Here is a 24,563-nt window from a genome sequence, read left to right on the forward strand (position 1 = left end):
AGAAGGAAGGCGCCGCGCATTCCGCAGGCGCCGGATACCGATATCATCGACTGTCGCGACACGCATTCCATGTGCCTGTCCTGCTCAGGATTCCAGTGCCTTCAGCGCCGCGTCATAATCCGGCTCGTCCTTGATTTCCGGCACGAGCTGCGCATGGATGACCTTGTCGTTTTTATCCAGGACCACGACAGCCCGGGCCGTGATACCCGCAAGAGGGCTGTCCGTAATCGCCACCCCATAGTTTTCCATGAATTCCGAGCCGCGCATCGTGGAAAGCGGTACCACCTTGTCGAGTCCTTCCATGTCGCAAAAGCGGCTCATCGCGAAGGGCAGATCGGCAGCAATGATCAACACCACCGTGTTTTCCATGTTGCTGGCCTGCTCGTTGAACTTGCGCGTGGACATGGCGCAGACCGGGGTATCAAGACTGGGAACAATGTTGAGCACTTTTTTCTTGCCCGCAAAATCGGCCAGGGTGACATCTTTCAAATCCCTGTTTACCAGAGAAAAATCGGGTGCCTTGTCGCCTACCTTGGGAAAGGTTCCTTCAACTTTGATGGGGTTGCCGGCTAGAGTGACCATACTGTTTCTCCTTTATGATATGGGATGGGTGTTAAACGTCGATGGAAAATGGGTGCTATGAATTTCTGATGACATCGCCCAGTTGCGTGACGTAATTCTCCATGTCCGCAGACGTCTTCGTTTCGGTTGCGCATACCAGCACGGCATCTCCCAGTTCCGGATAGTACTCCCTGAGATTGAGTCCACCCAATATCCGCCGGGCCTCGAGCGCCTGCAATACGCTGGCAGCGGGACGGGGCAGGGAGATAACCGCTTCATGGAACAGAGGGCCGTTGAACATTCTTTTCACCCCCTTCAGCCTTTCGAGTTTTTCCAGTAACGCTGCCGTGTTTGCATGCGATTGGGCAGCAGTCCGGCGCAAGCCTTCCGGACCCAGCAAGGCCAGATAGATGGTAGCCGCCGTGACCATGAGTCCCTGATTGGTACAAATATTGGAGGTGGCCTTGGACCGCCGGATGTGCTGTTCCCGCGCCTGGAGCGTAAGCACGAAGCCATCGCTGCCCTCCTGATCCGTCGTGCGACCGATAATGCGGCCCGGCATCTGGCGCACCAGGGGCTGCTTGCAGGCCATAAAACCGAAATACGGTCCCCCGCTGGACAAGGGAATGCCCAATGGCTGTCCTTCGCCGACGGCAATGTCTGCCCCTTTCTCCCCCCATTCGCCGGGCGGAGTCAGCATTGCCAGCGCCATGGGGTTTACAACGGCAATGGCAAAAGCATCTCTGCTCTGAGCCCAGTGGGTGAGGGTATCGACATCTTCGAGCACGCCGAAAAAGTTCGGCTGGGGAATCACGAGCGCTGCAAATTCTTCGCTGCCGAAGTTTTTCAGTCCGTCCAGGGAAGTCTGTCCGGACAGCTTGTCGTAGGGAATCTCCACCACCTCGATTCCCTGGTTTTTGACAATGGCGCGAACCACGCTGCGATAGACCGGGTGAACGGTCTGCGGGATCAGAATCCGCCGCGAGGTCCGGTGCGAACGCACGGCCATCAGGGCGGCTTCCGCCAGGGCCGAAGCGCCGTCGTACATGCTGGCGTTGGAAACATCCATCCCCGTCAGCGACGCCATCATGGTCTGGTACTCATACAGCAATTGCAGGGTGCCCTGGCTGGCCTCCGCCTGATAGGGCGTATAAGAGGAGTAAAACTCCCCACGCGTGGCAATCTGCCAGACAGCCGCAGGAATATGGTGCTCATAAGCGCCCGCGCCGATGAAGTTCAGGTAGCGCCCATCCTGCTCGGCGCGCTCCAGCATCAAACGCGATATTTCCATTTCGCTCAAACCGGGCGGCACCCGCTTCAAGCTGCCGGTTTTCAGCGCAGGTGGAATCTCATCGAACAGCTCATCGATGCTGTTTGCGCCGATGCTCGCGAGCATGGCTTGTATATCTTCTTCAGTATGTGGAATGAACGGCATGATTTGTTCCGTGAATCATCGGTGAGGCGTAAAAGGCAGGCGAAATGACGGCGGGAGAAACAGTCCCGTTTCATTTCCCTCAAGTGATTTGATTAATGATCTTCGCTTTCGAGCAGTTTCTGGTATCCGGCGGAATCGAGCAATTTTTCCAGGTCAGCGGTGTTTGCCGGCTTCAGTCTGAAAAGCCAGGCGGCATAAGCATCCTGGTTGATTTTTTCCGGAGCGGAGGCGAGCTCCTGATTGGCGGCAGTGACTTCCCCCGTAATCGGCGCGTAAACATCGGCCGCCGCCTTTACCGATTCAACTACGGCACATTCATCGCCTTGCTTGAGTTGGCGACCGACTGCGGGAGTTTCAACGAATACCATGTCCCCAAGCAACTCCTGAGCATGCGGGGTAATACCGATAGTTGCCGTGCCGTCATCTTCGAGACGCACCCATTCGTGAGATTTCGTGTATTTCAAATCATTCGGAATACTCATGTTTTTGCTCCAGAATTAAATGATATTGCTTTGCCGTTTCATCAAACGAGAATCTTGCCATTGCGGACGAAAGGATATTTCACGACCTTCGCTTTCAACTGTTTATCCCGAACGACGACCTGAACTTCGTCTCCTGGAGATACCGCCAGGGGGAGGCGCGCCAGAGCGATCGACTGATTGAGTGTGGGCGAAAAGCCTCCGCTGGTAATTTCGCCCTCGCCTCCGCCGTTTTGTGTAACCACCTTCTGATGGCTGCGCAATACTCCGCGATCCAGCAACACCAGGCCGGTCAGCTGCTGGATGGCCGGCTTGTCCAGAAGCGCCTGCTTGCCGATGAAGTCCCGATCGCTCTTCAAATCCACCGTCCAGCCCAGCCCTGCTTCCAGGGGATTGATGGTTTCGTCCATATCCTGCCCGTAAAGGTTCATGCCTGCTTCGAGCCGTAAGGTATCTCTTGCACCCAGGCCCGCGGGGGCCACTCCCGCCGCGTGGAGCTTATTCCAGAAACTCGCGGCGTCGACTGCCGGAAGCGTAATCTCAAAACCATCTTCGCCGGTGTAGCCTGTGCGGGCAATAAAATACTTGTCAAAAAAGGCCGCCTGGAACAGCTTCAGATTCTCAGTATCCGTCTGCGAGCCGGGAAGTACCTGCCACACCTTGGCGCGGGCATTGGGGCCTTGCACTGCGATCATCGCCAGATCCCTGCGCGGCGTGATTTCGAGACCGGGGGCTATCCGGTCGCGTTGCAAAAGCATCCATGCCATATCCTTATCGGCGGTTCCTGCATTGACCACCATCCGGAAATGCGATTCCGTCAGAAAATAGATAATAAGATCATCTATTACTCCGCCATCGGGGTTGAGCATGCAGGAGTAAAGCGCCTTGCCTGGCTGCGTCAGTTTGTCTATATTGTTGGCGACCAGTTGCCGCAGGAATGCGCGTGCGTCCCCCCCTTCGATGTCGACGGCGAGCATATGGGACACATCGAACATTCCCACATCGCTGCGCACCTTGTGGTGCTCATCAAGCTGCGAACCGTAATGCAGGGGCATGTCCCAGCCGCCAAAATCCACCATCTTGGCGTTCATATCGCGGTGGGTTTGATTTAGAGGAGTTGTTTTCACAGATCGATGTCCCAAAAAAAAAGGTGAGGTCACGCCTGATGACCTCACCCCTCTGTCCTTTTTACCTGAGAGATTACGGACAGGGTTTCCCCTGCTCCGTCTGCCCCTTCGGTGGCCAGCCCAATGCCGGCACTCTCCAGATTGCCTTTTCGCAAGCGGTTATCAGGGATCAAGATCGACATGATCTGCGCCTGAGCGATTCCGGGGGGTTGCGCCTTCGGCGGCGACGATTAGTTCGCGCTCTTCCGCTTGGATATATATAAATGGCGAAATTCGAACTATACCCTAGCACGCGGGATCAATACAAGGTTTAAAGCGCCTTTGGAACTCCTTTAGAAGCTAAGCTCCCGGATGGTTTCGTTCAGGTTTGTATAGATGGGGTATCTGGTTCATCAAGGAATTTTATGCTCCATAGTGTATCTTATTCAGAATCCTTGATTAGAGTTCCTGACAGCAGCAAGCGACCCATTGAGTCAGCGGGCAAACAGTAAGTACAAACGTCATGCCGGCGGAAGCAGGTATCCAGTAACGTTCAAAGCACGCCATTATTGGTTTGGCCCGGAATGACGGGATTCATAGTATTTTCTGACCGGATCAATTACGAAACACATCCTCCAGGCGGATCGGACAACGAGGCACCCATGTATCTTGATCATTTCGGTTTATCCAGGCAGCCATTTTCTCAATCGTCAGGCACTGATGGTGACTGTTTCTATGAAGGAGGAGGGCGAGGCGCAACTCTGGATGCCCTTATCTATGTATTGACGCACGGCGAAGGTGAAGAGGGCATGATTGCTCTCACAGGCGAATCGGGTAGCGGGAAAACGGTACTATGCCAGGCGTTGATGAAATGGCTGTCTGATAGCACGCGGGTTATTTATTCTGCAAAGAAAGATTCGTCGAAGAAAGCTTTAATGAATTCCATAATGGACGAATTGAAGTTTCAATCGGAGAAAGAAGGCCTGGTCCTTCCACCAGCGCCCGCTGATGCCGATGAGTTTCAGGAAATTCTCGCCGCCGTGCAGGCTGGCGACAGACAAGTCGTGTTGCTGATAGATGAGGCGCATACTCTGCCAACAGAAACGCTGGAAGCACTGTGGCTGCTATACGAGCAGGCATCGTCCCACCATAAATTGCTGCAGATCGTTCTGGTGGGTGAGCCGGAATTGGAGCGCACACTGGCTTCACAGCAGTTTACCCAGATCAGAAAAACGGTTCGCCATCGATATGTTTTGCAGCTACTGGATTGCGAAGCCGCGAGTGAATATCTGCTCTATCGGATGAGGACGATCACGGGCTATGAAGGGCCAGACATTTTTTCACCTGCTGCGCTGCGATTGATCGACGTTGCCGCCGGTGGACTGTTGCGCCAGCTGAATATGATCGCCGAGAAGTCGCTGATAGCAGCGTTTCTTGCGCAAGCTTCGAGCGTGGAGGCGGTTCATGTCAGAAAAGTGATAACGGATCTCGGGCTCAAACCGCATCTCGATTGGAGGGACAAGCGCAATCGCCCCGATTTCGTGGGACATCTGATAGCCGGCGCGGGCGCCGCATCCTGTGCGGCAGTCGTAATAGTGCTGGGTGTCGCGGGTTGGCAGGTCTCGCACCCTCAACTGGCACGCATCGGCAATGCCTCTGCTTCCTTGCCGCTTGAAGCGGCGGCGCCGGGGACATTGTCTGCTCCCGCTGCCACGATTTATCCCACAACGATCGCGACCACTCCCCCAAGCGTTCTCGCGAATGCTCCATCTTCCTCTTCCATTTCCGCCGTCACTCCGCTTCCCCCCGGCGGGAGCAACAAGGAGGCCGGGGGAAAGATGCCACCTGCCAGCAACACCACCGCCAAGACCGCTACGGATAAGACTGCTGCGGACAAGGCAAATAAGGAAACTGCCGCCAAGATCGGAACTGATAAAACACCCTCCGGAAGCGGAAAGGCAGCGGCGACAGACACGGCTGCACGAAGCGGGCTTTCTGCCGAAGGCCAGCCCCCCGGAGATGCAGCAAACACTATTGCAGGAGTCGATCTGGCGGAGTACAAGTTGCTGAAACAACGGGTTGAGGCGACCCTTGGAGCTTTCTCCAAGGCAGATCGGAATCTGTACACCATCCTCCTATACATCACCAGCAATGCTCAGCCCGATCGCATGGAACGGTTTCTGGGGCGAGCCCGCGCGCTCGTCGATTTGTCGAATATTTATGTTTATCCCTTCCCCAGGGACAAGACCAGGTTTGTCGTCACCTACGGCCTATATCCGGACGAGTACGAAGCGAGCATGGCGGTGGCTGGACTTCCCGAGAAATACCAGACCGCTTTCGATCCGGAGTTGCGTACCCTGGGTGAACTGAAATAATTTGCGCCAAACATTGCCCCATTGTCCAGACGCCGCAGCTTTGTGGGAGGAGCGGCTTATTCCCTGCTTTCCTGATGTTACAATCGCCGTTTCCTGTTGATACCCGCTTTCTTCATGCCTACGCCCCATCTTGATACTGCCCTGAGCGGTCCCATTCTTGATCTTGAAAAATGCATCCTCAATGCCATGCCTTCGATCGAGCAATGGTTGCGCAATGAATGGCAGACGCATGCGGCGCCTTTTTACTGCTCCGTGGATTTGCGCAATAGCGGGTTCAAGCTGGCGCCCGTCGATACCAACCTGTTCCCCGGAGGCTTCAATAATCTCAACCGCGAATTCATGCCTTTATGCGTCCAGGCGATGATGGCGGCCATCGATAAAATCTGTACTGGCGCACGCAGCGTGCTGCTGATTCCAGAAAGTCACACGCGCAATATTTTTTATTTGCAAAATCTGGCGACCTTGCACGCAATCATGCGGCACGCCGGCATTCACGTCCGTATCGGTACGCTGCTTCCTGAGATCACCGCACCCACTGCGCTCGATCTCCCAGATGGAAACAAACTCACGCTCGAACCGATCCAGCGGAAGGGCAATCGGGTCGTTCTGGAAGATTTCGATCCCTGCGTCGTGCTTCTCAACAACGACCTTTCCACCGGCACACCGGCTATCCTGCGGAATCTTGAGCAGACGGTCATTCCTCCCCTGTATGCGGGATGGACCAGCCGGCGGAAATCACATCACTTCACCGCCTATGATAATGTCTCGCAGCAGTTTGCGAGCCTGATCGGTATTGACCCGTGGCTTATCAATCCTTATTTCGCTTCCTGCGGAAAAATCAACTTTCGCGAAAAAAAGGGTGAAGACTGCGTGGCCAATACAGTGGATGAGATCCTGGGCCAGATCCGGGAGAAATATGCCGAGTATGGAGTCAGAAAAGATCCCTTCGTGATTGTGAAGGCCAATGCCGGTACATACGGAATGGGGATAATGACCGTAAAAGATGGCGCAGAAGTGCGCACGCTCAGCCGGAAACAGCGCAACAAGATGGCGGTCGTAAAAGAAGGATTGCAGGTGACCGACATCATGGTGCAGGAAGGGGTTTATACGTTTGAGAATGTCAGCGACGCCGTAGCGGAGCCCGTCATCTATATGATCGACCGCTATGTCGTCGGTGGTTTCTATCGGGTGCATACCGAGCGGGGCGTCGACGAGAACCTCAATGCTCCCGGTATGCACTTTGTACCGCTGGCATTCGAAGATACCTGCCTTCTGCCGGACCGGGAAGCGCAGCCGGGTTGCAGCGCCAACCGGTTTTATGCTTATGGCGTCATAGCCCGGCTGGCCTTGCTGGCTGCTGCACAAGAACTGGAAAAAAGTGAGGTGAGAACCGAAGCCATCGTGGCTTAGTGCAGCTTCATCCATTTATTCTCTCCGGATTTTCCTTGGGAAGTTTCCCTTAAAACGAATCCCGAAAATGGACAGCGGCTCATCTGCAGGGGTGAGCCCGTTAAAAACCACACGGCTTGATGAAAGAGGCAAGCAATCTGCCCCAGATGCTATGCTGATAACAGCCTCCCGCACATTTTGGATTGATAACGCGCGTTTTGTTCACTCTCCCACCTCTGATGCCTCATCTTCATTCCATTCTCCATATAATCCCCCTGATAACTCATGAGACTTGCCTTTGTTCTTGATCACCTCGATTCAATCAAAACGCGCAAGGATTCGAGCGTTGCCATCATGCGCGAGGCGGCAGCAAGGGGTCACACGTTATTCTCTATGCAACAGGGAGACCTGGCCTGGCAGCGAGGGGATACGGTCGGTTTCGCGCGCACACTCGAATTGACCGGCGAGGATCCTCAGGGACGGCTGTGGTACCGGGTGGACGAGCCGGAAGAAATGCCACTACAGGAATTCGATGCCGTACTGATGCGCAAAGATCCGCCGTTTGATATGGAGTATATCTACAGCACTTACTTGCTGGAACTGGCTGAAACGCGCGGTGCCCGTGTCATCAACAGCGCGAGCGCAATCCGGGACCATAACGAGAAGCTCGCGGTGGCGAAGTTTCCCGAATATGCCGTGGAAACGCTGGTGACGCGAAGCGAAAGCCTGCTTCGTCATTTTCTTGCAGAGCACGACGACATCATTCTCAAGCCGCTTGACGGCATGGGCGGAGCAAGCGTGTTTCGCGTTCACCAGGGGGACCACAATATCGGGGTGATAATAGAAACATTGACGCACTATGGCACAAAGACCATCATGGCTCAACGGTATATCCACGAAATCACCGAGGGGGACAAGCGCATCCTGTTGATCGCGGGGGAGCCAGTCCCTTATACACTTGCCCGCATCCCGCGGCCCGGAGAATTCCGGGGTAATCTGAATGTGGGTGCTACCGGCATCGCTCAGTCACTCAGCCCGCGGGATCGTGAAATTGCCGAAGCACTCGGTCCCACATTGTTCAATGAAGGTTTGATGCTGGTGGGACTGGATGTCATCGGGGATTATCTTACCGAGATTAATGTCACCAGTCCTACTGGTATGAGGGAAATTTCAGACCAGACCGGCTTCAATGTGGCGGGAATGATGGTGGATGCCCTTGAAAAGATGCCGCGTTGATCCATTCCATTGCCTTCTTGTTGCCTTCTTTGTTGTCTGGGTGCTGACAATACCATGATCGGGATTTTGATTATTTCTCACGGCAATCTGGGCGAAAGCCTCGTCGAGAGCGCCAACCACGTGATGGGAAAGAAATTGCCGGATCTGGCACACATTGCCATTCACCCTCAGGATGATCCTGACGTTATCCTTTCAAAAGCAGTGGAATCGGTAAGAGAGCTGGATAGCGGCGAGGGTGCGCTGGTATTGAGCGACATCTGCGGCGCAACCCCGTGCAATATAGCCACCCGGCTCGCTGTTTCCAGAGAACGGGTGATATGCCTTGCGGGAGTGAATCTGCCCATGCTGGTGCGGGCGCTTACTTATCGCGCCGAGCCGTTGGAATCGGTGGCGGAGAAGGCGCTGGCAGGCGGACGGGACGGCGTTTTTCGTATAAGCCCAGGTTGATAAATGCAATATAAAGAGATCAAGATCCTGAACAAACTGGGGATGCACGCTCGTGCCTCCGCCAAATTCACCCAGTTGGCCAGTCGATACCGGAGCGACGTATGGTTGACCCGAAACGATCGCAAAGTCAACGCAAAAAGTATCATGGGCGTCATGATGCTGGCGGCGAACCAGGGTGCGACCCTGGTCATCGAAACCACGGGTGAGGACGAGATGGAGGCAATGCAGGCCTTGATACAACTGATCGAGGATCGCTTCGGAGAAAGCGAATGAGCTTTGTACTGCATGGCGTGGGCGTTTCGGAAGGTATCGCCATAGGCCATGCTCATCTTGCGTCTCATGCCGCGCTCGAGGTCGCCCATCACGTCGTGCCCGAGGATCAGGTCACCCATGAAATCTCCCGGCTAGACACCGCTTTCACAACCGTTCGCGAAGAGCTTCAGGCATTGCACGACACGATCGTCAGCGGACCTGCGTCCGCCGAATATGAAGCGTTCCTCGATCTGCACCGGATGATTCTGGATGATCCCACGCTCTCGACTGCGGCAAAAGCGTCCATTGCTCAGAATCAGTGCAATGCCGAATGGGCCATTACCCAGCAGATGGGGGTATTGATGGCGCAGTTCGAGGAAATAGAAGATCCCTATCTGCGCGAACGTAAAACGGACGTCATCCAGGTGGTGGAGCGCGTTCTCAAGGTATTGCTGGGGCATCCCGGATATATCCCCCCTTCGCAAAAGCTGGATGGCAACAGTGTCCTGGTAGCGCACGACTTGAGTCCGGCCGATGTGCTTCAATACAAACAGCATTCGTTTACTGCATTCCTGACGGATCTTGGCGGCCTGACTTCGCATACGGCCATTGTCGCCCGCAGCCTGAACATCCCCTCTGTCGTCGCGCTTCACCATGCCCGCCGAATTATCCGGGAAAATGACGTTCTGATCGTGGATGGCAAACAGGGTGTGGTCATCGTGGATCCGGACGAGCATGTGCTTGCGGAATATCGACTGCGCCAGAGCGAACTGGAACTGGAAAAACAGAAGCTCAAACGCTTGAGGACGACGATAGCGGCGACGCTGGATGGTACGGTAGTGGAGTTGTATGCAAATATCGAGTTGCCGCAGGACGTCGATCAGGTAAAAGAAAATGGAGCGACCGGCGTCGGCCTGTTTCGGAGCGAATTCCTGTTCCTCAATCGGGATAGCTTGCCCGACGAGGAAGAGCAATTCGAAGCTTATCGAACCGTGGCGCGAAAAATGCGGGGAATGCCGGTAACGGTGCGCACGTTCGATCTTGGCGCGGACAAGAACCTGGATCATGCCAAACGGGTAGCCGCAAATCCCGCTCTGGGACTGCGCGCCATCCGGCTGAGCCTAGCCGAACCCCAGATGTTCAATATCCAGCTGCGCGCTATTCTACGCGCCTCGCGCTATGGGCAGATCCGGATTCTGGTGCCGATGCTTTCCAACGTGGCTGAAATAACGCAGACGCTGCATTTGATCGAGAGTGCCAAACAAAGCCTGCGCAATGAAAAAATTCCTTTTGACGAAAAAGTGCAGGTGGGAGGAATGATAGAAATTCCAGCCGCTGCGCTGAGTCTTGACATTTTCATGCGCAAGCTCGATTTCCTGTCAATCGGCACCAATGATCTCATTCAGTATACGCTGGCGATAGATCGCGCCGATGACAGTGTTGCGCATCTCTATGACTCGCTGCATCCTGCAGTGCTGCGGTTGGTAGCGCATGTCATACGCAGTGCCAACCGGGTGGGCATACCCGTGTCCGTGTGCGGCGAGATCGCAGGGGATGTGGTATTTACCCGTCTGCTGCTCGGTTTCGGCTTACGGGTATTTTCCATGCACCCCGCCCAACTGCTGACCGTAAAACGTGAAGTCTTGCGCGCAAATCTGCCCGACCTCATTCCGATCACGCAAAAAATACTGAAAACCGCTGATCCGGAGAAAATTCACGTACTGCTGGCGAAGCTCAACGGTTGAACGATCGGTTCCCTGCGCCATTTCACAGAATGCCAATGCATATGAGCAGCGTGTACGACTATAATTGCCGGTTACAATCAGGCGATGCAATTATTTGGCAGAATGGGAATTCCTGCACAAAGCCGGTTTTAATTTTCTGGAGACCGGGCTCGGGAAGGAACCAATCGTGACATCAGCCTCCTGACCTTTTTCATGCTCATGCAAGATTCGAATTCATTCAGTACTGTTACTCCGCAGGTGGTGCGTTTTGACACGCCTTTGCATTTGAAGAGCGGTGCGGTGCTCGACAGCTACGAGCTGGTGTACGAAACATACGGGGAGCTCAACGCGGCGCGGTCGAATGCCGTACTGGTATGTCACGCCCTATCCGGGAACCATCATCTGGCAGGTCTTTACGACGATAACCCCAAGAGTGCCGGCTGGTGGAACAATATGATCGGGCCGGGCAAATCGATCGATACCCAGAAATTTTTCGTAATCGGGGTAAACAATCTGGGCGGTTGTCATGGATCCACCGGTCCGGCGAGTATCGATGCCAGGGGCGGAAAGTGTTACGGCCCGAATTTTCCGGTTGTGACAGTGGAAGACTGGATACAGACACAGGTCCGCCTTGCGGATTATCTGGGCATCGACCAGTTTGCCGCTGTGGCCGGCGGCAGTCTTGGCGGAATGCAGGCTTTGCAGTGGACACTTGATTTTCCCGAGAGGGTGCGCCACGCGCTGGTCATCGCCGCGGCTGCAAAATTGACTGCGCAGAACATCGCATTCAATGACGTGGCCCGCCAGGCTATCATTACCGATCCTGATTTTCACGGCGGCGACTATTATTCACACGGCGTCATTCCGCGGAGAGGATTACGTCTGGCGCGAATGCTGGGACATATCACCTACCTTTCGGACGACTCGATGGCCGCCAAATTCGGCCGGGAACTGCGGAACGGGGCACTTGCCTTCGGCTACGAGGTGGAGTTCGAAATCGAATCGTATCTTCGTTATCAGGGAGATAAATTCGCCAGCCAGTTCGATGCAAATACCTATCTGCTGATGACGAAGGCATTGGACTATTTTGACCCGGCCTTCCCGCACAACAACGACCTGAGCGCCGCGTTCCGATTCGCCAAGGCGAATTTCCTGGTACTGTCCTTTACTACCGACTGGCGTTTTTCCCCGGAGCGTTCGCGCGCCATCGTAAGGGCACTGCTGGACAACGAACTGAACGTCAGTTATGCCGAAATTACATCCAGCCACGGCCACGACTCGTTCCTCATGGAGGATCGCCATTATCACAGGTTGGTGCGGGCTTACATGGATAACATTGTCGTATGACGAAATCCCCTGGCATGAATTCATCGTTTAAGGTTGCCCGGCCCGATTTTGCCCTGATTGCAGCATGGGTCAAACCGGGGTCCAAGGTGCTCGATCTGGGTTGCGGCGACGGTTCGCTTATACGTTTTTTGCGGGATTCCCGGGGGTCGCGTGGCTACGGGGTGGAAATTGATGATGTCAACGTCCTGGCCTGTTTCAATAATGGTGTGAATGTGATCCAGAGCGACCTGGAGTCCGGTTTGCAGAGTTTTGAATCGGGATCGTTTGATTACGTGGTGCTCTCGCAAACCCTGCAGGCTGTAAAAAATACCGAGAATATCATCAAGGAAATGCTTCGTGTAAGCAAGGAAGGCATCGTGTCATTTCCCAATTTCGGTTACTGGAAGAACCGTTTGCAGGTGCTTTCCGGCCATATGCCGGTTTCCGAAGCCCTGCCTTACCAATGGTTCGATACTCCCAATATTCATAACTGCACTCTGGGCGATTTCGAGGAATTCTGCGGCCAGCACGGGGCACGTATTCTCGAACGCAGGGTAATGAGTGGAAATTACCAGATCACGTTCATGCCCAATTTGCTGGGAATGCTAGCCTTTTACCGGTTTGAGCAGCAGAAATAGCTATTTTTGCGAGAGCTGTTTCCCCGGAAAAGCCTCAATCTTCTGGTTCTGCGCGCTCGAATCTTGCACGGCCAGCCAGCCAGACCAGAACCAGCACCGGGAGGCCGAGCAGCGCCGTGCCGGTAAAGAAGCTGGCATAACCGTACGCATCCACGAAGTCTCCGCTGAATCCGGCGATAAATTTCGGTAACAACAGCATTACTGAACTGAATAGCGCATATTGAGTAGCGGAATAGGCGGAATTGGTCAGGCCGGAAAGATAAGCGATAAAAGCGGAGGACGCTATCCCGGCTGAGAGATTGTCCGCCGATACCGTGAAGATCAGGCCCGTCAAGTCATGCCCGCGTCCTGCCAGCCAGACAAACAGCAGGTTGGTTACCGCGGACAAAACCGCTCCCAGAAACAGCGTGCGCATAATGCCGATTTTGGCTGTCAGAATGCCCCCCAGCGCTGCGCCTGCGATCGTCATGAGGACGCCATAGACCTTGGAAACCGTTGCCACTTCATCTTTCGTATAACCCATGTCGACGTAGAAAGGATTGCTCATGACACCCATTACTACGTCGGAAATGCGGTAGACCGCGATCAGGGCGAGAATCAGCAAGGCTTGTCCACCATAACGGACAATGAAGTCGCGGAAAGGGGCGATTACGGCTCCATACAGCCACGCCAGCATCTGCTTGAGCGTCGTGCTGATTGGCCAATGTGCAATGGCGGCCCTCGCGCGATCCTCATTTTCTGAAATCAGGCGGGTGAGAGGAACCTCCGGTTCGCGGATGATGAGCGTAGTAATGATCCCTACAGACATGCAGGCAGCCATGCTCAGGTAAGCGATACGCCAGGTCACGTAGTCGTAGATATCTGCTGATGAGCCTGCGGCGGCGGCTATCCACAGCGCACCTGCGGAAGCCAGAATCATCGCCAGACGATATCCTGCCTGATAGGTGGCGGCCATCGCCCCCTGGAGCCTGGGCGCGACCGCCTCGATCCGGTATGCATCCAGAGCGATGTCCTGGGTTGCGGAAGCGAAGGCCGCTGCCAGGGCAAAAAAGACTGTATGCGAAAGATTCTGGAGTGGATCGGTAAACGCGATGCCGACGAGGGCAAGCGCGATAACGATTTGTGACAGTAAAAGCCATGAGCGGCGCCGGCCCAGCCATCGTGTCAATAATGGCAGAGGCAGGCGATCCACCAGGGGAGACCACATCCATTTGAACCCGTAAGCCAGGCCGATCCAGCTCAGGTGGCCTATGGTGGAACGGTCGATTCCCGCTTCCCGCAGCCAGAAGGAAAGTGTGCCCATCACCAGGAGCAGGGGCAATCCCGCCGAGAAGCCAAGAGACAGCATGCCCAGCACTCTTGGATGGGTATAAATGCGAAAAGCGTGCAGCCAACTCGAAAGGATAGCTGGCATTATTCTGGATCAGTCATTCTGGCGGGCCATTTCCGGACATTATCGGCGGTTCGCGGCAAATTACCGGATCAGGCGGATAAGCTGTAATCGTAGTCAATGATAAGTGGGGAATGATCAGAAAAACGCTCGGTCTTGTAAATCGAAACCGCCTTGGCCTTGGCTGCGATACCGGGGGTGGCGATCTGATAATCGATGCGCCAGCCGACGTTCTTCGCCCAGGCCTGCCCGCGATTGGACCACCAGGTATACTGGTCCGGGTCCGGATTTATCTGGCGGAAGACATCTACGAATCCAAGCTCCTGAAATACATCGGTAAGCCAGGCGCGCTCCTGCGGCAGGAAGCCGGAATTCTTCTGGTTGGAACGCCAGTTTCTGAGATCGATTTCCTTGTGGGCGATGTTCCAGTCTCCGCACAAAATAATCTCGCTGCCGCATGCTGCCAATTTCTTAAGCATGGGAAAAAATTGCTCCATGAAGAAATATTTGACGGCCTGCCGATGTTCACCCGCGGAACCGGATGGAAAATAGATCGATATGACGCTCAGTTGCCCGAAATCGAGGCGCAGGTAACGTCCCTCCGCATCGATCTCCGGCATGCCGACGCCCTCGGTCACGTTGTCCGGCTCATGCCGTGTGTAAATGCCTACTCCACTGTATCCTCTTTTTTCAGCGCAGTGGAAGTGGCCGTGGTAGTCATCAGGGGAGAGCACTTCCCCGGTAATATCGCTCACCTGAGCCTTGAGTTCCTGTACACAGACGATATCTGCATCCTGCAAAGGCAGCCAGCGGAAAAAACCCTTGCTGGCAGCGGAGCGTATTCCGTTGAGGTTAAGCGTTATAATTCGCACGTCAATTTCCCGAAGCCATTATCATGCCCGATTTCCGAAAGGAGTTCATCGAGTTCGCCATCAGCCGGAATGTCCTGTGCTTTGGCGAATTCCAGACCAAAGCAGGACGTCTTTCACCCTACTTTTTTAATGCGGGACTGTTCAACGATGGGGAATCTCTCGGAAAGCTGGGGCAATTTTACGCCAAAGCCATTCTTGCTGCCCAGCTTCCGTTTGACATGCTTTTCGGTCCCGCCTACAAAGGTATTCCGCTCGTAAGTTCCATTGCCATTGCCCTGGCTGCCGAGGGCAACAACTACCCTTTCTGTTTCAACCGCAAAGAGGCGAAAGACCATGGAGAAGGAGGGAATCTCGTGGGCGCGCCTCTTGCCGGGCGCGTGCTGATTGTGGATGATGTGATTTCCGCCGGCACGTCGGTGCGGGAATCGGTCGAGTATATTCATGCTGCAGGTGCCACTCCCGCGGGGGTGGCCATCGCCCTGGACCGCATGGAGCGGGGTAAGGGCGAGCTTTCCGCCGTGCAGGAAGTGCGCCGCATGTATGGAATTCCTGTCATGAGCATCGTCAACCTGGAAAGCATCGTCGATTACCTGCGCCAGAGTCAGGATCTGGCAAATCACCTCCTGGCAGTGGAAGAATATCGCACCCGGTATTCGGCCAGAATGATAGAACCGATTGAACGCGGCGGCGGCATTCATCGCGTTGGCTGAAGTGTTTTACCGGGCCTCCTCCGCCGGCAGGTTGGGGAGTGTGATTTCACCCTTTGCATCAAAATAGCGCCCAATGGCAAAGCCTGGGGCACCCAGCTGACCACGCAGTTCGTAGTCGGTCCTTCCATGATCCCCCGTGGTCAGGCGGAATACATGCCGGATGATTGCGCTGGCAGGAACCGTTACCGGAACAATGATGACCGTTTCGCCAAAGCGGGGAATCGTGCCTTGCTGATCGCTCACTCCGCTGGCAAAGCTCATTCCACGCAGGTCCAGGTCGAGCGCAACGCCATCATAGTCCAGCGGAATCGGGCCATGGTTCTGGATTCTCAGGCTGACTGCAAAACGGGCCTCCATGCCTTTTCCTTCAAGCGGCTCAAGCCCGGCAACGGAAATTCGCAACGGCTCCTGCGGCCTGAGAGCCGCACACGCGGAAAGGAAAAAAATCAGGGCGGATATGACCAGTACGCTTCGTCTCATGATTTCACCGGTGGCAACGGGGAGATCATACCCGAATATTTCATTTTGCGAGTTCACTGCCTGCATCCATTTTTATTCTGTTTTGTTGAGCGTGGTCATTGGTGGTAGGGGAGTGCGGAGGTTTGCGGTGCAGCCGGGCTTTAGGCTATCATTGGGCCGAAGCTGGCCAGGCAGTCGCTGCCTGTCCTCGATGACGAGGGCAGGGAGAGGAAAGTCCGGGCTCCGCAGAGCAGGATGCCGGTTAACGGCCGGCCGCCGTAAGGCGAGGAACAGGGCCACAGAGACGAGCGTATTAAGTTACGGTGAAACGCGGTAACCTCCATCCGGAGCAAGACCAAATAGGCAGGCGATGATGCTGCTCGCTGAGCCTGCGGGTAGGTTGCTTGAGCGTGCGGGTGACTGCACGCCTAGAGGAATGACTGTCCTTGACAGAACCCGGCTTATCGGCCAGCTTCTTCTCTTCTGAATTATGATTCCATAAAGGTGAAAGCGACGCCATGCCGATCGCAGCCGTCCGCACTCTCGGAACAGGATAAAGCGCAAAAATAGACCTCTTGCTGCTCTTCCGTAGCCTGTTGCATGAATATTCTCTGTTTCCTTTTCCAGACAGGTTTGTTATACAATCGAAAATTGTTCCCGCTCGCGCGGGGCGACAGATTAAATTGCGGACACAAAACCGGAGATATTATGAAGAAAATTTTTGAGTGGGTTGCCGGGCTGGCAACGGCTGCGTTGATAGCTTTCGCGGCTGCCCCCATCCATGCACAACTCATGCTTGCGCATGAAGGCCACCATTCAGGCGACTGCGCCATCAAATCGGGCGCCTTTCCTGTATCCTTCACTGCCTATGAGAAGCCCAAGGGCGAGCTTCCACCCACTCATGCCTATTGCGACCATGTTCCTGAGACCGGCGAGCTGTATTTCACGGTGGATCTGACCGATCCTGAATCCCGCGAAATTCCCATCGCGATGCGTCTGGTGATGGAAGGTCATGGAGAGGGAGAGCATGAAATCATGTCAATACCCGCCAAACCCTATCCTTCCGGAAGCATTACATTTGCCGTAAATTTGGAAGAACTGGGGCAGTACGCGTTGCTGCTGGAAACCGAGAAGGACGGCAAGATGACTCCGGCGGTACGCATTCCGGTACACGTAGGCGGAGGTGGCGGCCATGATGGACACGGTGGTGGTATCGGCATGACAGAGATTGCGCTGATACTGGGTGTAGGTGGCGTAGCAGCCTTCTTTCTGCTGCGTCGGCGGACGAGCGCCAAAATGTCCTGACCAACGTCTGAGCAGAATCAGCGCTATTCAACTCTCGATTCGCGAAATCAAAAGCACGCACTTCCGCGAATCCTCCTGAACGAACGGCGCCGGGTTTTAAGGGATTGTCCATTTTCCCTTCTTGACCCGGCGCCGTTTCTTTTATTCGTCATTGGGTCTGCTCCGGACCTTACAGTATACTCCTGTGACTACCGTAACGTGGAGTGGGCGATGTAAGGCAGGGTAGCAAGGCGAGAATCCTCCTCTCCAGGCCGGCTTTCAACGCGAATGCGTCAGAGAAACGAAATCCTTACTGGAAAATAATCTCGCGCAACTTGGCGAAAGTTTTGCCGACATGATTCATCTGTTCGCTCGTATGAACAGCGCTTACACTGCAACGCACCAACGAATGGCCCTCCGGCGTTGCGGGTGGCAAAACCAGATTCACATAGATACCATGTTCAAGCAGTCCTTTCCACAGTGCCAGCGCCTGTTGCGGCGTTTCAAGGATTGTTGCGATAACAGGGCTGGGCTCCGGTCCCAGTCGATAACCCAGTTCCTTGAGTTGCGAGTAGAGCTGGTGCACATTCTTCCAGAGCTGCCGGCGTAATTCGACCCCCTCCCTCAGCAGCCTGAGAGCTGCACGGGTTGAGGCGATGGTGGCAGGCGTAGGTGAGGCAGTAAAAATATAAGGCCGGCTCACGTAGCGCAACTGATCCAGTTGTGGATGATTGCTCACACAGTAGCCGCCGATCCCGCCCAGGCTTTTACTGAAGGTGCCTGTGATGAAGTCTACTCTATCGAGGAGGCCGGTTTCTTCTACCAGACCTTGTCCGGTTTCACCCAGCACCCCCAGGGAATGCGCTTCATCAAGAAGAAGCATGCTGTTATACGCATCCTTTACCTTGACGATATCCGCCAGCGGCGCGCGGTCTCCAAGCATACTGTAGATGCCCTCGGCAATGATGAGGGTGGAGCGCGATCGTTCTCCCAGGCGGCGGAGACGTTTCTCCAGATCTGCTGCATCATTATGTCTGAAGCGGATTATTTCGGCGCCGCTCAAACGGCAGCCATCGTAGATGCTTGCGTGGGAATCGCCATCAATAAGAACGATGTCGCCGGGCCCGGCCAGGCCTGAGATGGTCGCAAGGTTGGCCTGATACCCTGTGGTAAATACGATGCAGGACCGGTATTGATAAAACTCGGCAAACTCGCGCTCGAGGGCACGATGACCACTGTAACTGCCATTGGCCATGCGCGAGCCGGTTGTACCCGTACCTTCGCTGTGAATCGCTTCCTGCGCTGCATCCCGGCACTCCTGCGCGAAGGTAAGTCCCAGATAATTATTTGTTCCCAGAAACAATATCCGGTGATCCCCGATCCTGGCCTCGGTCGAGGAATAAACTTCTTCTATGGGCGTTCCAAAAACCTCAACGCCCTCAGGCAGCAAGGCTTTTCTCGCTGCCGCCACGGCATCCAGCTTATCTAGCAAACTCATTGTTTTTGAGACTTTATCTGGTGGATCAAGTTGGCGAGCTCATGAACGGTCTGTACATCCGCAAGAGCATTGATTGGTACGGAAATGTCGAACTCGTCCTCGATTTCCATGATCAGGTTCAGCAATTTTACAGAATCGATTGCCAGCTCATTAATAAGATCGGTCTGCGGTGTGATTTCCACCTCCGCACCGGCAAGCTGTTTGAGGTGATGGCAAAGTTTTTGCAGAACGTCGTTATAATCGTTCAACATCTGGATTCAAAATGATTCGATGATTGAAATTAGACCGCTTGTGGCAAAGCGTCGCGAAGGTGGATGCAGGGTCGCCAATCAGGGAGCGCCCGGGTCAGGGGATCAATATCACAAACCCAGTCGGGGTGGCGCAATTCTCTCACTTTTCCCGGTGTCAGCATAGGTGAATAGCTTAGCAATCTGGCAGACCACAAGTTGACGTTTGCGATCAATGAAACCAGTGGCGCGGGGAAAAAGACGCAGTGTACGGGGCGTTTCCACACTTCCTGCGCAATAGTGGCTACCGCCCGGCTGTCGTAACCTCCCGGCCTGCCATCATCAAGCTCGTAGGTGCCTTGTACAGGCACCGCAGTTGAAAGCCAGCAGATGATGGCTGCTACCAGATCAGCGACATGCAGTAATCCAAACCGCATGTCAGGTTGTCCCACCATTGGCAAGATACCGCGGCGCGTTATCCTGAAAAGGGGGCTCATTTCCTTATCTCCGGGGCCATAAACGGCCGTTGGGCGAAAAATGGCACAGGCCATACCAGCCGAACGCTCATTTATCACCCGTTCAGCCCTGTGCTTGCTCATGGCATACCAGGAAAGCTGGGGTTGCCGGGCGGCCAGAGAAGAAATCAGCAGGAAACGTGGAGGCGGGTTTTGTTCCAGAGAAGCCTGCATCAGGTTGCTCGTACCTTCCACATTGGTACGGACAAAGCTCTCGAGAGAACTTCCCCGAACCTGACCGGCGCAATGTACAACAGCGGAGACGCCGATTACGAGCTTTCGCAATGCATCGAGGTTATGTAAATCGCCTTCTATCCATTGCGTGGACTCGTCATCGACTCGCCTGCGTCTTGTCAGAGCCCTGACTTTCCATCCTTCCTTTATCAGGGACTGTAACAACGCCTTCCCGATAAAGCCAGTGGCGCCGGTAACGGCGACCCAGGACTCCGACATACGCCGATTATTTGTCCCCGGACTCGGCAGATAACTGGTCTGTCAACTGTGTTCGCTGGATGAAGCCTTGGCGTGCAGCAAAACGGGACAGTTTTCCAGAGGAAGTACGCGGCAGGGTGTGCGGTGGAACCAGCTCCACCAGACAATTCACGCCAAACGCCATGTAGACCAGCCGTTGCAGGCGACTGGTAAGGGACTGGCGATCCGTGACCGAGGTAAGTCGGCATTCGATGACCAGGACAATGGTCGTAACGTCATTGGCGTCAGTAATCCCGAAGGCAGACGCTTCACGCGTTCTCACCTCGGGTTGCTGTTCGGCAAGCTCCTCGATATCTTGGGCGCGGATATTACGCCCATTGACGATGATTACATCGGTGCGACGCCCGGTGATGTATAGATCACCTTCAAAGAGGAATCCCAGGTCACCTGTGTCCAGCCAGTTTCCAGGTTTGAGCGTCTTGCAGGTATCTTCCGGATTGTTGAAATAACCTGTCATGATACTGCTGCCCTGCACGAGTACGCTGCCTACGCGCAAATCAGGGAGTTGCTGGCCGGCCTCGTCGACCACCTTGACGGTATGCCCCGGCAACGGGCGGCCGCAGTTGACGAATTCACTGTACTTCCGGCCTTCCACCTGTAGCCGTACTGCCATTTTCCTGTCAACGAGGGTTGCCGCGTCGACTCGCAAACTCTGAAAGCCTTCGCCAACCTGGGAGAAAGTAACGGCGAGCGTCGACTCAGCCAGCCCATAGCAGGGGAGGAATGCGCGCGCGTCAAAACCGGCGGGCGCAAATTTTTCCGCAAAATTCCTCAAAGTATCCGGGCGGATCATTTCCGCGCCGACTCCCGCTGCACGCCAACTGCTGAGATCAAGATCCTCCAGGTCGGAATCGCGTACGCGAAGCGTGCAGAGCTTGAGCCCGAAGGGTTGACTGAACGCGACGGTGGCGCGATTTCTGCTGATCAGGCGCAGCCATTGCAACGGCCTGATTGCAAAATCACGGGTAGCCAGATAATCGACGGAAACCTGCGCCACCATGGGTGCCATTACCATGCCGACCAGACCCATGTCATGATAAAACGGCAGCCAGGACGCACAGCGGTCTCCTGTCCGAATATTCAGGCCGTGACGGACAATGCCCTGGAGATTGCTCATCAGTGCGCCTTCGGTAATTACCACTCCACGTGGCATGCGCGTGCTTCCCGAAGTAAATTGCAGGTACGCGATTTCATCCGGACTATTTGCCGCGAGCTCGGTGTTCAGCGCCGGCAGTTCCCCGAGCTGCTCCGGCGTTCCCACCCAGCGCAGATATTGCGACCCCTCGGCTGCCTCTTTCAAAAACCCGACATAGTCAACGTTCGCCAGGGCAGCGCTTGCCTGACCCGCCTCCAGCATTCCGCGCAGCTGCCGAACATAAACCGCATGGCTGCCGAGGTTGACAGGGACAGGCATTGCATAAGGTACCAGTCCTGCGTAGCGGCATGCATAAAAGATTTCCACGAACTCCGGCGTCGTGTCGGCAATAACCGCAACACGGTCCCCTCTCGCCAATCCAAGCCCGAGCAACTGACGCGCCGCTGCTTGGGCATTTTGCCTTAATGCCTGATAGGAAAGAACGGAGCGGAGATTACCCTTGGCATCATAAAAGTTATACCCGGCTGTACCGGCCGCGGCATACTCGAGTGCAGCGATCAAGGTGTCGAAGTCGGCTAATCTCTGAGCTTGAGTGTTATACGTGGGTGTGGGGATCGCAGTTGCCGGCTGCTCGCTTGATAATAATTGAGGGTTAAACGCTTGCGTTAGCGGAGCGTTCAACTTCGCTATTGTTGAACTCAAGGTCTTCCCCTCCAAATTAATCGTACTAGTCATCTTTTTATAATATAAAGGATTCCAGTCGGGCAATCGTTGTTTTGGCCGTCATCCGCTGTCGCGTCGTTCGAGTTGCTGCTTGAAAATATCGACTCTACCTGGCTCCCGGTAAAGGCAGTAGCTCGAAAAACAAAAAATAAATGCGCTAATCCGTGAAATTAACGAACCTTCTTATATTCAGCTCTCATTATCGTAACAGGGCATGTACTTCGGCATTACCGGATCACGCTCCTTTCACGTGCAAGAGGCTGTTTCTCGCGCTTGCAGTCTGCTTTCGATACTTACAGGATAGGCGATAAGCTCCATTCTGTACGAGTTGGCAGACGATATAAAGAGGTTTTGGAGAATGGAAGGGAAATGTGTGTCTTTTTTGCAACACTTGCCGGAACCGGACCCTTCAGCTTTGCGTTAGATCTGGTCTCAATCTCTTTCGCAGCCGCGCGACATTTTACAGGAATCCCTCTCTCGAGGGATCAACTCTTCTTTTATTTTCGAAGCAGATTATTGCAGGGCCCGAGCGCTCTTCCGGAATCACACTATACACCATACGGAATCCTTGAAAAAATTCCTCCCCTGGAATGGGGCTTCCGCTGACGTCGAAGGCGCAAGGCCCGATTTACACTCACTCAGTACCGTCACTTCATGCCTCGAGCCATGCCGTTGCCTCAGCATAATCCCGAAATACCCGTATATCGGCATTGACAAATAGATTGGATACCCAGGCCGCCCAGGCGCGCCACTGGTTTTCAGTGATTATCGCGATGCGGTTGAATTCGCTGCCGTGTTCCCGCACGAATTTGATGTCCTCCCAAGCGACATCGATGGTGTAGCTCAGCATATCCCGCCAATCGAACAGTACGTTCACCTTGCCGCCGGGGGCAGCCTTGCGAAGTACCTTGTCCTCGAATTCGCGGTAATCGGCCAATGTGAATTCACCGAAAACAGCGATACTGATCAGATTTTCTGTTTCCTCAATGGTTATCATGTGTTACCCACAATATAAAATTGCGCGGGCAGGGAAAAAATCCGGGTAGCCCAAAAAATTCGGGCTACCGAAGAAAATACGTTCAGCAAAAGGATATCACTTATCGCTCAGATGTGCGGTTCAATTTCTCGCCGCAGAAACTTGTGGAAGTGCACCATGCCATCTTCCATCGGTGATTGGTACGGTCCGGCCTCGCTCACGCCTTGTCTGCACAGCGCACGCCGCCCTTCTGTCATCAGCTTGCAGATTTCATCATCCTCAGCAGCGGTTTCACGATAGGCGGCCTGTTCCGCTTCAATGAATTCACGCTCAAACAAAGCGATATCTTCAGGATAATAGAACTCCACTACGTTGGTGCAACGCTCCGCTCCGGCAGGAAGCACCGTGCTGATGACCAATACATGGGGGTACCATTCCATCATGATGTTGGGATAGTACAGCATCCAGATTGCACCATGCCTCGGTATTTCGCCCGCCGTCTGCAGCAACAGTTGCTCGTGCCATTTTGCATAGACGGGCGTCCCCGGGCGGGTCAGGGCGTTATTGATCCCCACAGTCTGAACGTTGTACCACTCCCCGAACTCCCATTCTAGCGCAGCCGTGTCAACGAAGTTGCCCAGGCCCGGATGGTACGGCTCGACGTGGTAGTCCTCCAGATAAACCTCTATGAAGGTTTTCCAGTTGCAGGCGTATTCATCTATCTGAAGGCGTTCCAGCACATGACCCGAGAAGTCGAAATTCTTCAGGATTTGCAAGTTGCCCAGATCGCGGGCAACATTCCGCCTGCCTTGAAACAGGAGTCCGTTCCAGCTCTGCAAAGGCGTATTGGAAAGATTGAGGCAAGGGTTTTCGGGGAAATGGGGCGCACCGAGCAGCGTGCCCTTCAAGTCATACGTCCAGCGATGTACGGGACAAACGATGTTTCTGGTGTTGCCACTCCCTTTGAGCAGCAGCGACTGCCTGTGGCGGCAGACGTTGGACAGCAGCTCGATACCATCCTTATTGCGCACCAGCATTTTCGCGTTATCCATCCATTCAGGCACATAATAGTCGCCAATGTTTGGCACCATGATCTCATGGCCGACATAGCCCGGTCCCTGGTCGAACAGAATGCGTTTTTCCAGTTCAAGGATTTGAGAGTCGAGATACCAGTCAACCGGCAGTTGCGTTGGAGCCGATTGGCAAACATCAATCAGATCGACCATATGCTACTTTTCACCTTTCAAATAAAGATGGCTGGATTATCAAAACCGGGAACGGCAGTCAAGACAAGGAAGAGAATAAGCATGTCCTCATGTCCTTGCCCTGAAACGCTTATAATCCGACTAAGAA

Annotated in this window: 23 protein-coding genes, 1 other RNA gene and 2 riboswitches; of the genes, 11 read left to right on the top strand and 13 right to left on the bottom strand. The window is 54.4% G+C overall.

The genetic code is table 11. The features are described 5' to 3' along the window. Positions 1-84 precede the first annotated feature (84 nt). The 4 genes from tpx to gcvT form a co-directional block, all read right to left on the bottom strand. Positions 85-582, bottom strand: a complete 498-nt coding sequence (gene tpx, locus C8R21_RS07835; protein WP_107762203.1) for a thiol peroxidase — start codon at positions 580-582, stop codon at positions 85-87. Positions 583-637: 55 nt separating this feature from the next. Continuing rightward, positions 638-1,996 (bottom strand): aminomethyl-transferring glycine dehydrogenase subunit GcvPA, encoded by a 1,359-nt coding sequence (gcvPA, locus tag C8R21_RS07840; protein WP_107762204.1) that lies wholly within the window; start codon positions 1,994-1,996, stop codon positions 638-640. A 92-nt stretch (positions 1,997-2,088) separates the two neighbouring features. Beyond that, positions 2,089-2,478 carry a glycine cleavage system protein GcvH gene (gene gcvH, locus C8R21_RS07845; RefSeq protein ID WP_074973774.1) on the bottom strand — a complete coding sequence of 130 codons (390 nt, stop codon included), beginning with the start codon at positions 2,476-2,478 and terminating at the stop codon, positions 2,089-2,091. A 41-nt stretch (positions 2,479-2,519) separates the two neighbouring features. Next, positions 2,520-3,602: a glycine cleavage system aminomethyltransferase GcvT gene (gene gcvT / locus C8R21_RS07850; protein WP_107762254.1), complete on the bottom strand. Its 1,083-nt coding sequence runs from the start codon at positions 3,600-3,602 to the stop codon at positions 2,520-2,522. 42 nt (positions 3,603-3,644) lie between these two features. Continuing rightward, positions 3,645-3,752, bottom strand: a riboswitch (glycine riboswitch). A 21-nt stretch (positions 3,753-3,773) separates the two neighbouring features. Continuing rightward, a riboswitch (glycine riboswitch) is annotated at positions 3,774-3,860 on the bottom strand. Positions 3,861-4,165: 305 nt separating this feature from the next. Here gcvT and C8R21_RS07855 point away from each other — a divergent pair. The 8 genes from C8R21_RS07855 to metW all read left to right on the top strand — a co-directional run bounded on the left by C8R21_RS07855 (position 4,166) and on the right by metW (position 12,968). Beyond that, positions 4,166-5,956, top strand: coding sequence for an AAA family ATPase (locus tag C8R21_RS07855; protein ID WP_107762205.1), 1,791 nt, complete (start codon positions 4,166-4,168; stop codon positions 5,954-5,956). A 114-nt stretch (positions 5,957-6,070) separates the two neighbouring features. Further along, positions 6,071-7,366, top strand: coding sequence for a glutamate--cysteine ligase (gene gshA, locus C8R21_RS07860; protein WP_107762206.1), 1,296 nt, complete (start codon positions 6,071-6,073; stop codon positions 7,364-7,366). Positions 7,367-7,630: 264 nt separating this feature from the next. Further along, positions 7,631-8,581 carry a glutathione synthase gene (gene gshB, locus C8R21_RS07865; RefSeq protein ID WP_107762207.1) on the top strand — a complete coding sequence of 317 codons (951 nt, stop codon included), beginning with the start codon at positions 7,631-7,633 and terminating at the stop codon, positions 8,579-8,581. A 54-nt stretch (positions 8,582-8,635) separates the two neighbouring features. Further along, complete coding sequence (locus C8R21_RS07870) at positions 8,636-9,028, top strand: PTS sugar transporter subunit IIA (protein ID WP_107762208.1); 393 nt, start codon at positions 8,636-8,638, stop codon at positions 9,026-9,028. 3 nt (positions 9,029-9,031) lie between these two features. Then, positions 9,032-9,301 (top strand): HPr family phosphocarrier protein, encoded by a 270-nt coding sequence (locus C8R21_RS07875; protein WP_107762209.1) that lies wholly within the window; start codon positions 9,032-9,034, stop codon positions 9,299-9,301. Beyond that, positions 9,298-11,025 (top strand): phosphoenolpyruvate--protein phosphotransferase, encoded by a 1,728-nt coding sequence (gene ptsP / locus C8R21_RS07880; protein ID WP_107762210.1) that lies wholly within the window; start codon positions 9,298-9,300, stop codon positions 11,023-11,025. Before C8R21_RS07875 ends, ptsP begins: the two co-directional genes overlap by 4 nt. Positions 11,026-11,217: 192 nt before the next feature. Beyond that, positions 11,218-12,351, top strand: a complete 1,134-nt coding sequence (gene metX / locus C8R21_RS07885; protein WP_107762211.1) for a homoserine O-succinyltransferase MetX — start codon at positions 11,218-11,220, stop codon at positions 12,349-12,351. A gap of 14 nt (positions 12,352-12,365) precedes the next feature. Then, positions 12,366-12,968, top strand: a complete 603-nt coding sequence (gene metW / locus C8R21_RS07890) for a methionine biosynthesis protein MetW (RefSeq protein ID WP_371265862.1) — start codon at positions 12,366-12,368, stop codon at positions 12,966-12,968. A 34-nt stretch (positions 12,969-13,002) separates the two neighbouring features. Here the strand turns inward: metW and C8R21_RS07895 are convergent, their stop codons facing one another. Continuing rightward, positions 13,003-14,382, bottom strand: coding sequence for an AmpG family muropeptide MFS transporter (locus C8R21_RS07895; protein WP_107762212.1), 1,380 nt, complete (start codon positions 14,380-14,382; stop codon positions 13,003-13,005). 68 nt (positions 14,383-14,450) lie between these two features. Next, on the bottom strand, positions 14,451-15,230 hold the full coding sequence (locus tag C8R21_RS07900; RefSeq protein WP_107762213.1) for an exodeoxyribonuclease III: 780 nt from the start codon (positions 15,228-15,230) through the stop codon (positions 14,451-14,453). A 23-nt stretch (positions 15,231-15,253) separates the two neighbouring features. Between C8R21_RS07900 and pyrE the strand changes: the two genes are divergently transcribed. Then, positions 15,254-15,940: an orotate phosphoribosyltransferase gene (gene pyrE, locus C8R21_RS07905; RefSeq protein WP_107762214.1), complete on the top strand. Its 687-nt coding sequence runs from the start codon at positions 15,254-15,256 to the stop codon at positions 15,938-15,940. A gap of 6 nt (positions 15,941-15,946) precedes the next feature. Here the strand turns inward: pyrE and C8R21_RS07910 are convergent, their stop codons facing one another. Next, positions 15,947-16,477 (bottom strand): LEA type 2 family protein, encoded by a 531-nt coding sequence (locus tag C8R21_RS07910; protein WP_258192316.1) that lies wholly within the window; start codon positions 16,475-16,477, stop codon positions 15,947-15,949. 101 nt (positions 16,478-16,578) lie between these two features. On the opposite strand from C8R21_RS07910, the gene rnpB reads away from it, so the two are divergent. Together rnpB and C8R21_RS07920 are read left to right on the top strand one after the other, a co-directional pair. Continuing rightward, an RNA gene (gene rnpB, locus C8R21_RS07915) (RNase P RNA component class A) lies at positions 16,579-16,879 on the top strand. A 228-nt stretch (positions 16,880-17,107) separates the two neighbouring features. Then, positions 17,108-17,704, top strand: a complete 597-nt coding sequence (locus tag C8R21_RS07920; protein ID WP_107762215.1) for a hypothetical protein — start codon at positions 17,108-17,110, stop codon at positions 17,702-17,704. Positions 17,705-17,993: 289 nt separating this feature from the next. Here the strand turns inward: C8R21_RS07920 and spt are convergent, their stop codons facing one another. The 6 genes from spt to C8R21_RS07955 form a co-directional block, all read right to left on the bottom strand. Next, a complete protein-coding gene (spt, locus tag C8R21_RS07925; protein ID WP_181258880.1) occupies positions 17,994-19,181 on the bottom strand; it encodes a serine palmitoyltransferase in 1,188 nt (395 codons plus the stop codon). Then, positions 19,178-19,432 (bottom strand): acyl carrier protein, encoded by a 255-nt coding sequence (locus tag C8R21_RS07930; RefSeq protein ID WP_107762216.1) that lies wholly within the window; start codon positions 19,430-19,432, stop codon positions 19,178-19,180. Before C8R21_RS07930 ends, spt begins: the two co-directional genes overlap by 4 nt. Positions 19,433-19,461: 29 nt before the next feature. Next, positions 19,462-20,376 carry an NAD-dependent epimerase/dehydratase family protein gene (locus C8R21_RS07935; protein ID WP_107762217.1) on the bottom strand — a complete coding sequence of 305 codons (915 nt, stop codon included), beginning with the start codon at positions 20,374-20,376 and terminating at the stop codon, positions 19,462-19,464. A gap of 7 nt (positions 20,377-20,383) precedes the next feature. Beyond that, entirely contained in the window at positions 20,384-22,213 is a 1,830-nt protein-coding gene (locus C8R21_RS07940; protein ID WP_107762218.1) for a fatty acyl-AMP ligase, read from the bottom strand. Positions 22,214-22,886: 673 nt separating this feature from the next. Continuing rightward, positions 22,887-23,231 (bottom strand): SpoIIAA family protein, encoded by a 345-nt coding sequence (locus C8R21_RS07950; RefSeq protein WP_107762220.1) that lies wholly within the window; start codon positions 23,229-23,231, stop codon positions 22,887-22,889. A 107-nt stretch (positions 23,232-23,338) separates the two neighbouring features. Next, positions 23,339-24,436, bottom strand: a complete 1,098-nt coding sequence (locus C8R21_RS07955; protein WP_107762221.1) for an aromatic ring-hydroxylating oxygenase subunit alpha — start codon at positions 24,434-24,436, stop codon at positions 23,339-23,341. Positions 24,437-24,563 lie beyond the last annotated feature (127 nt).

This window comes from Nitrosospira multiformis (assembly GCF_003050865.1).
Lineage (GTDB): Bacteria > Pseudomonadota > Gammaproteobacteria > Burkholderiales > Nitrosomonadaceae > Nitrosospira > Nitrosospira multiformis_E.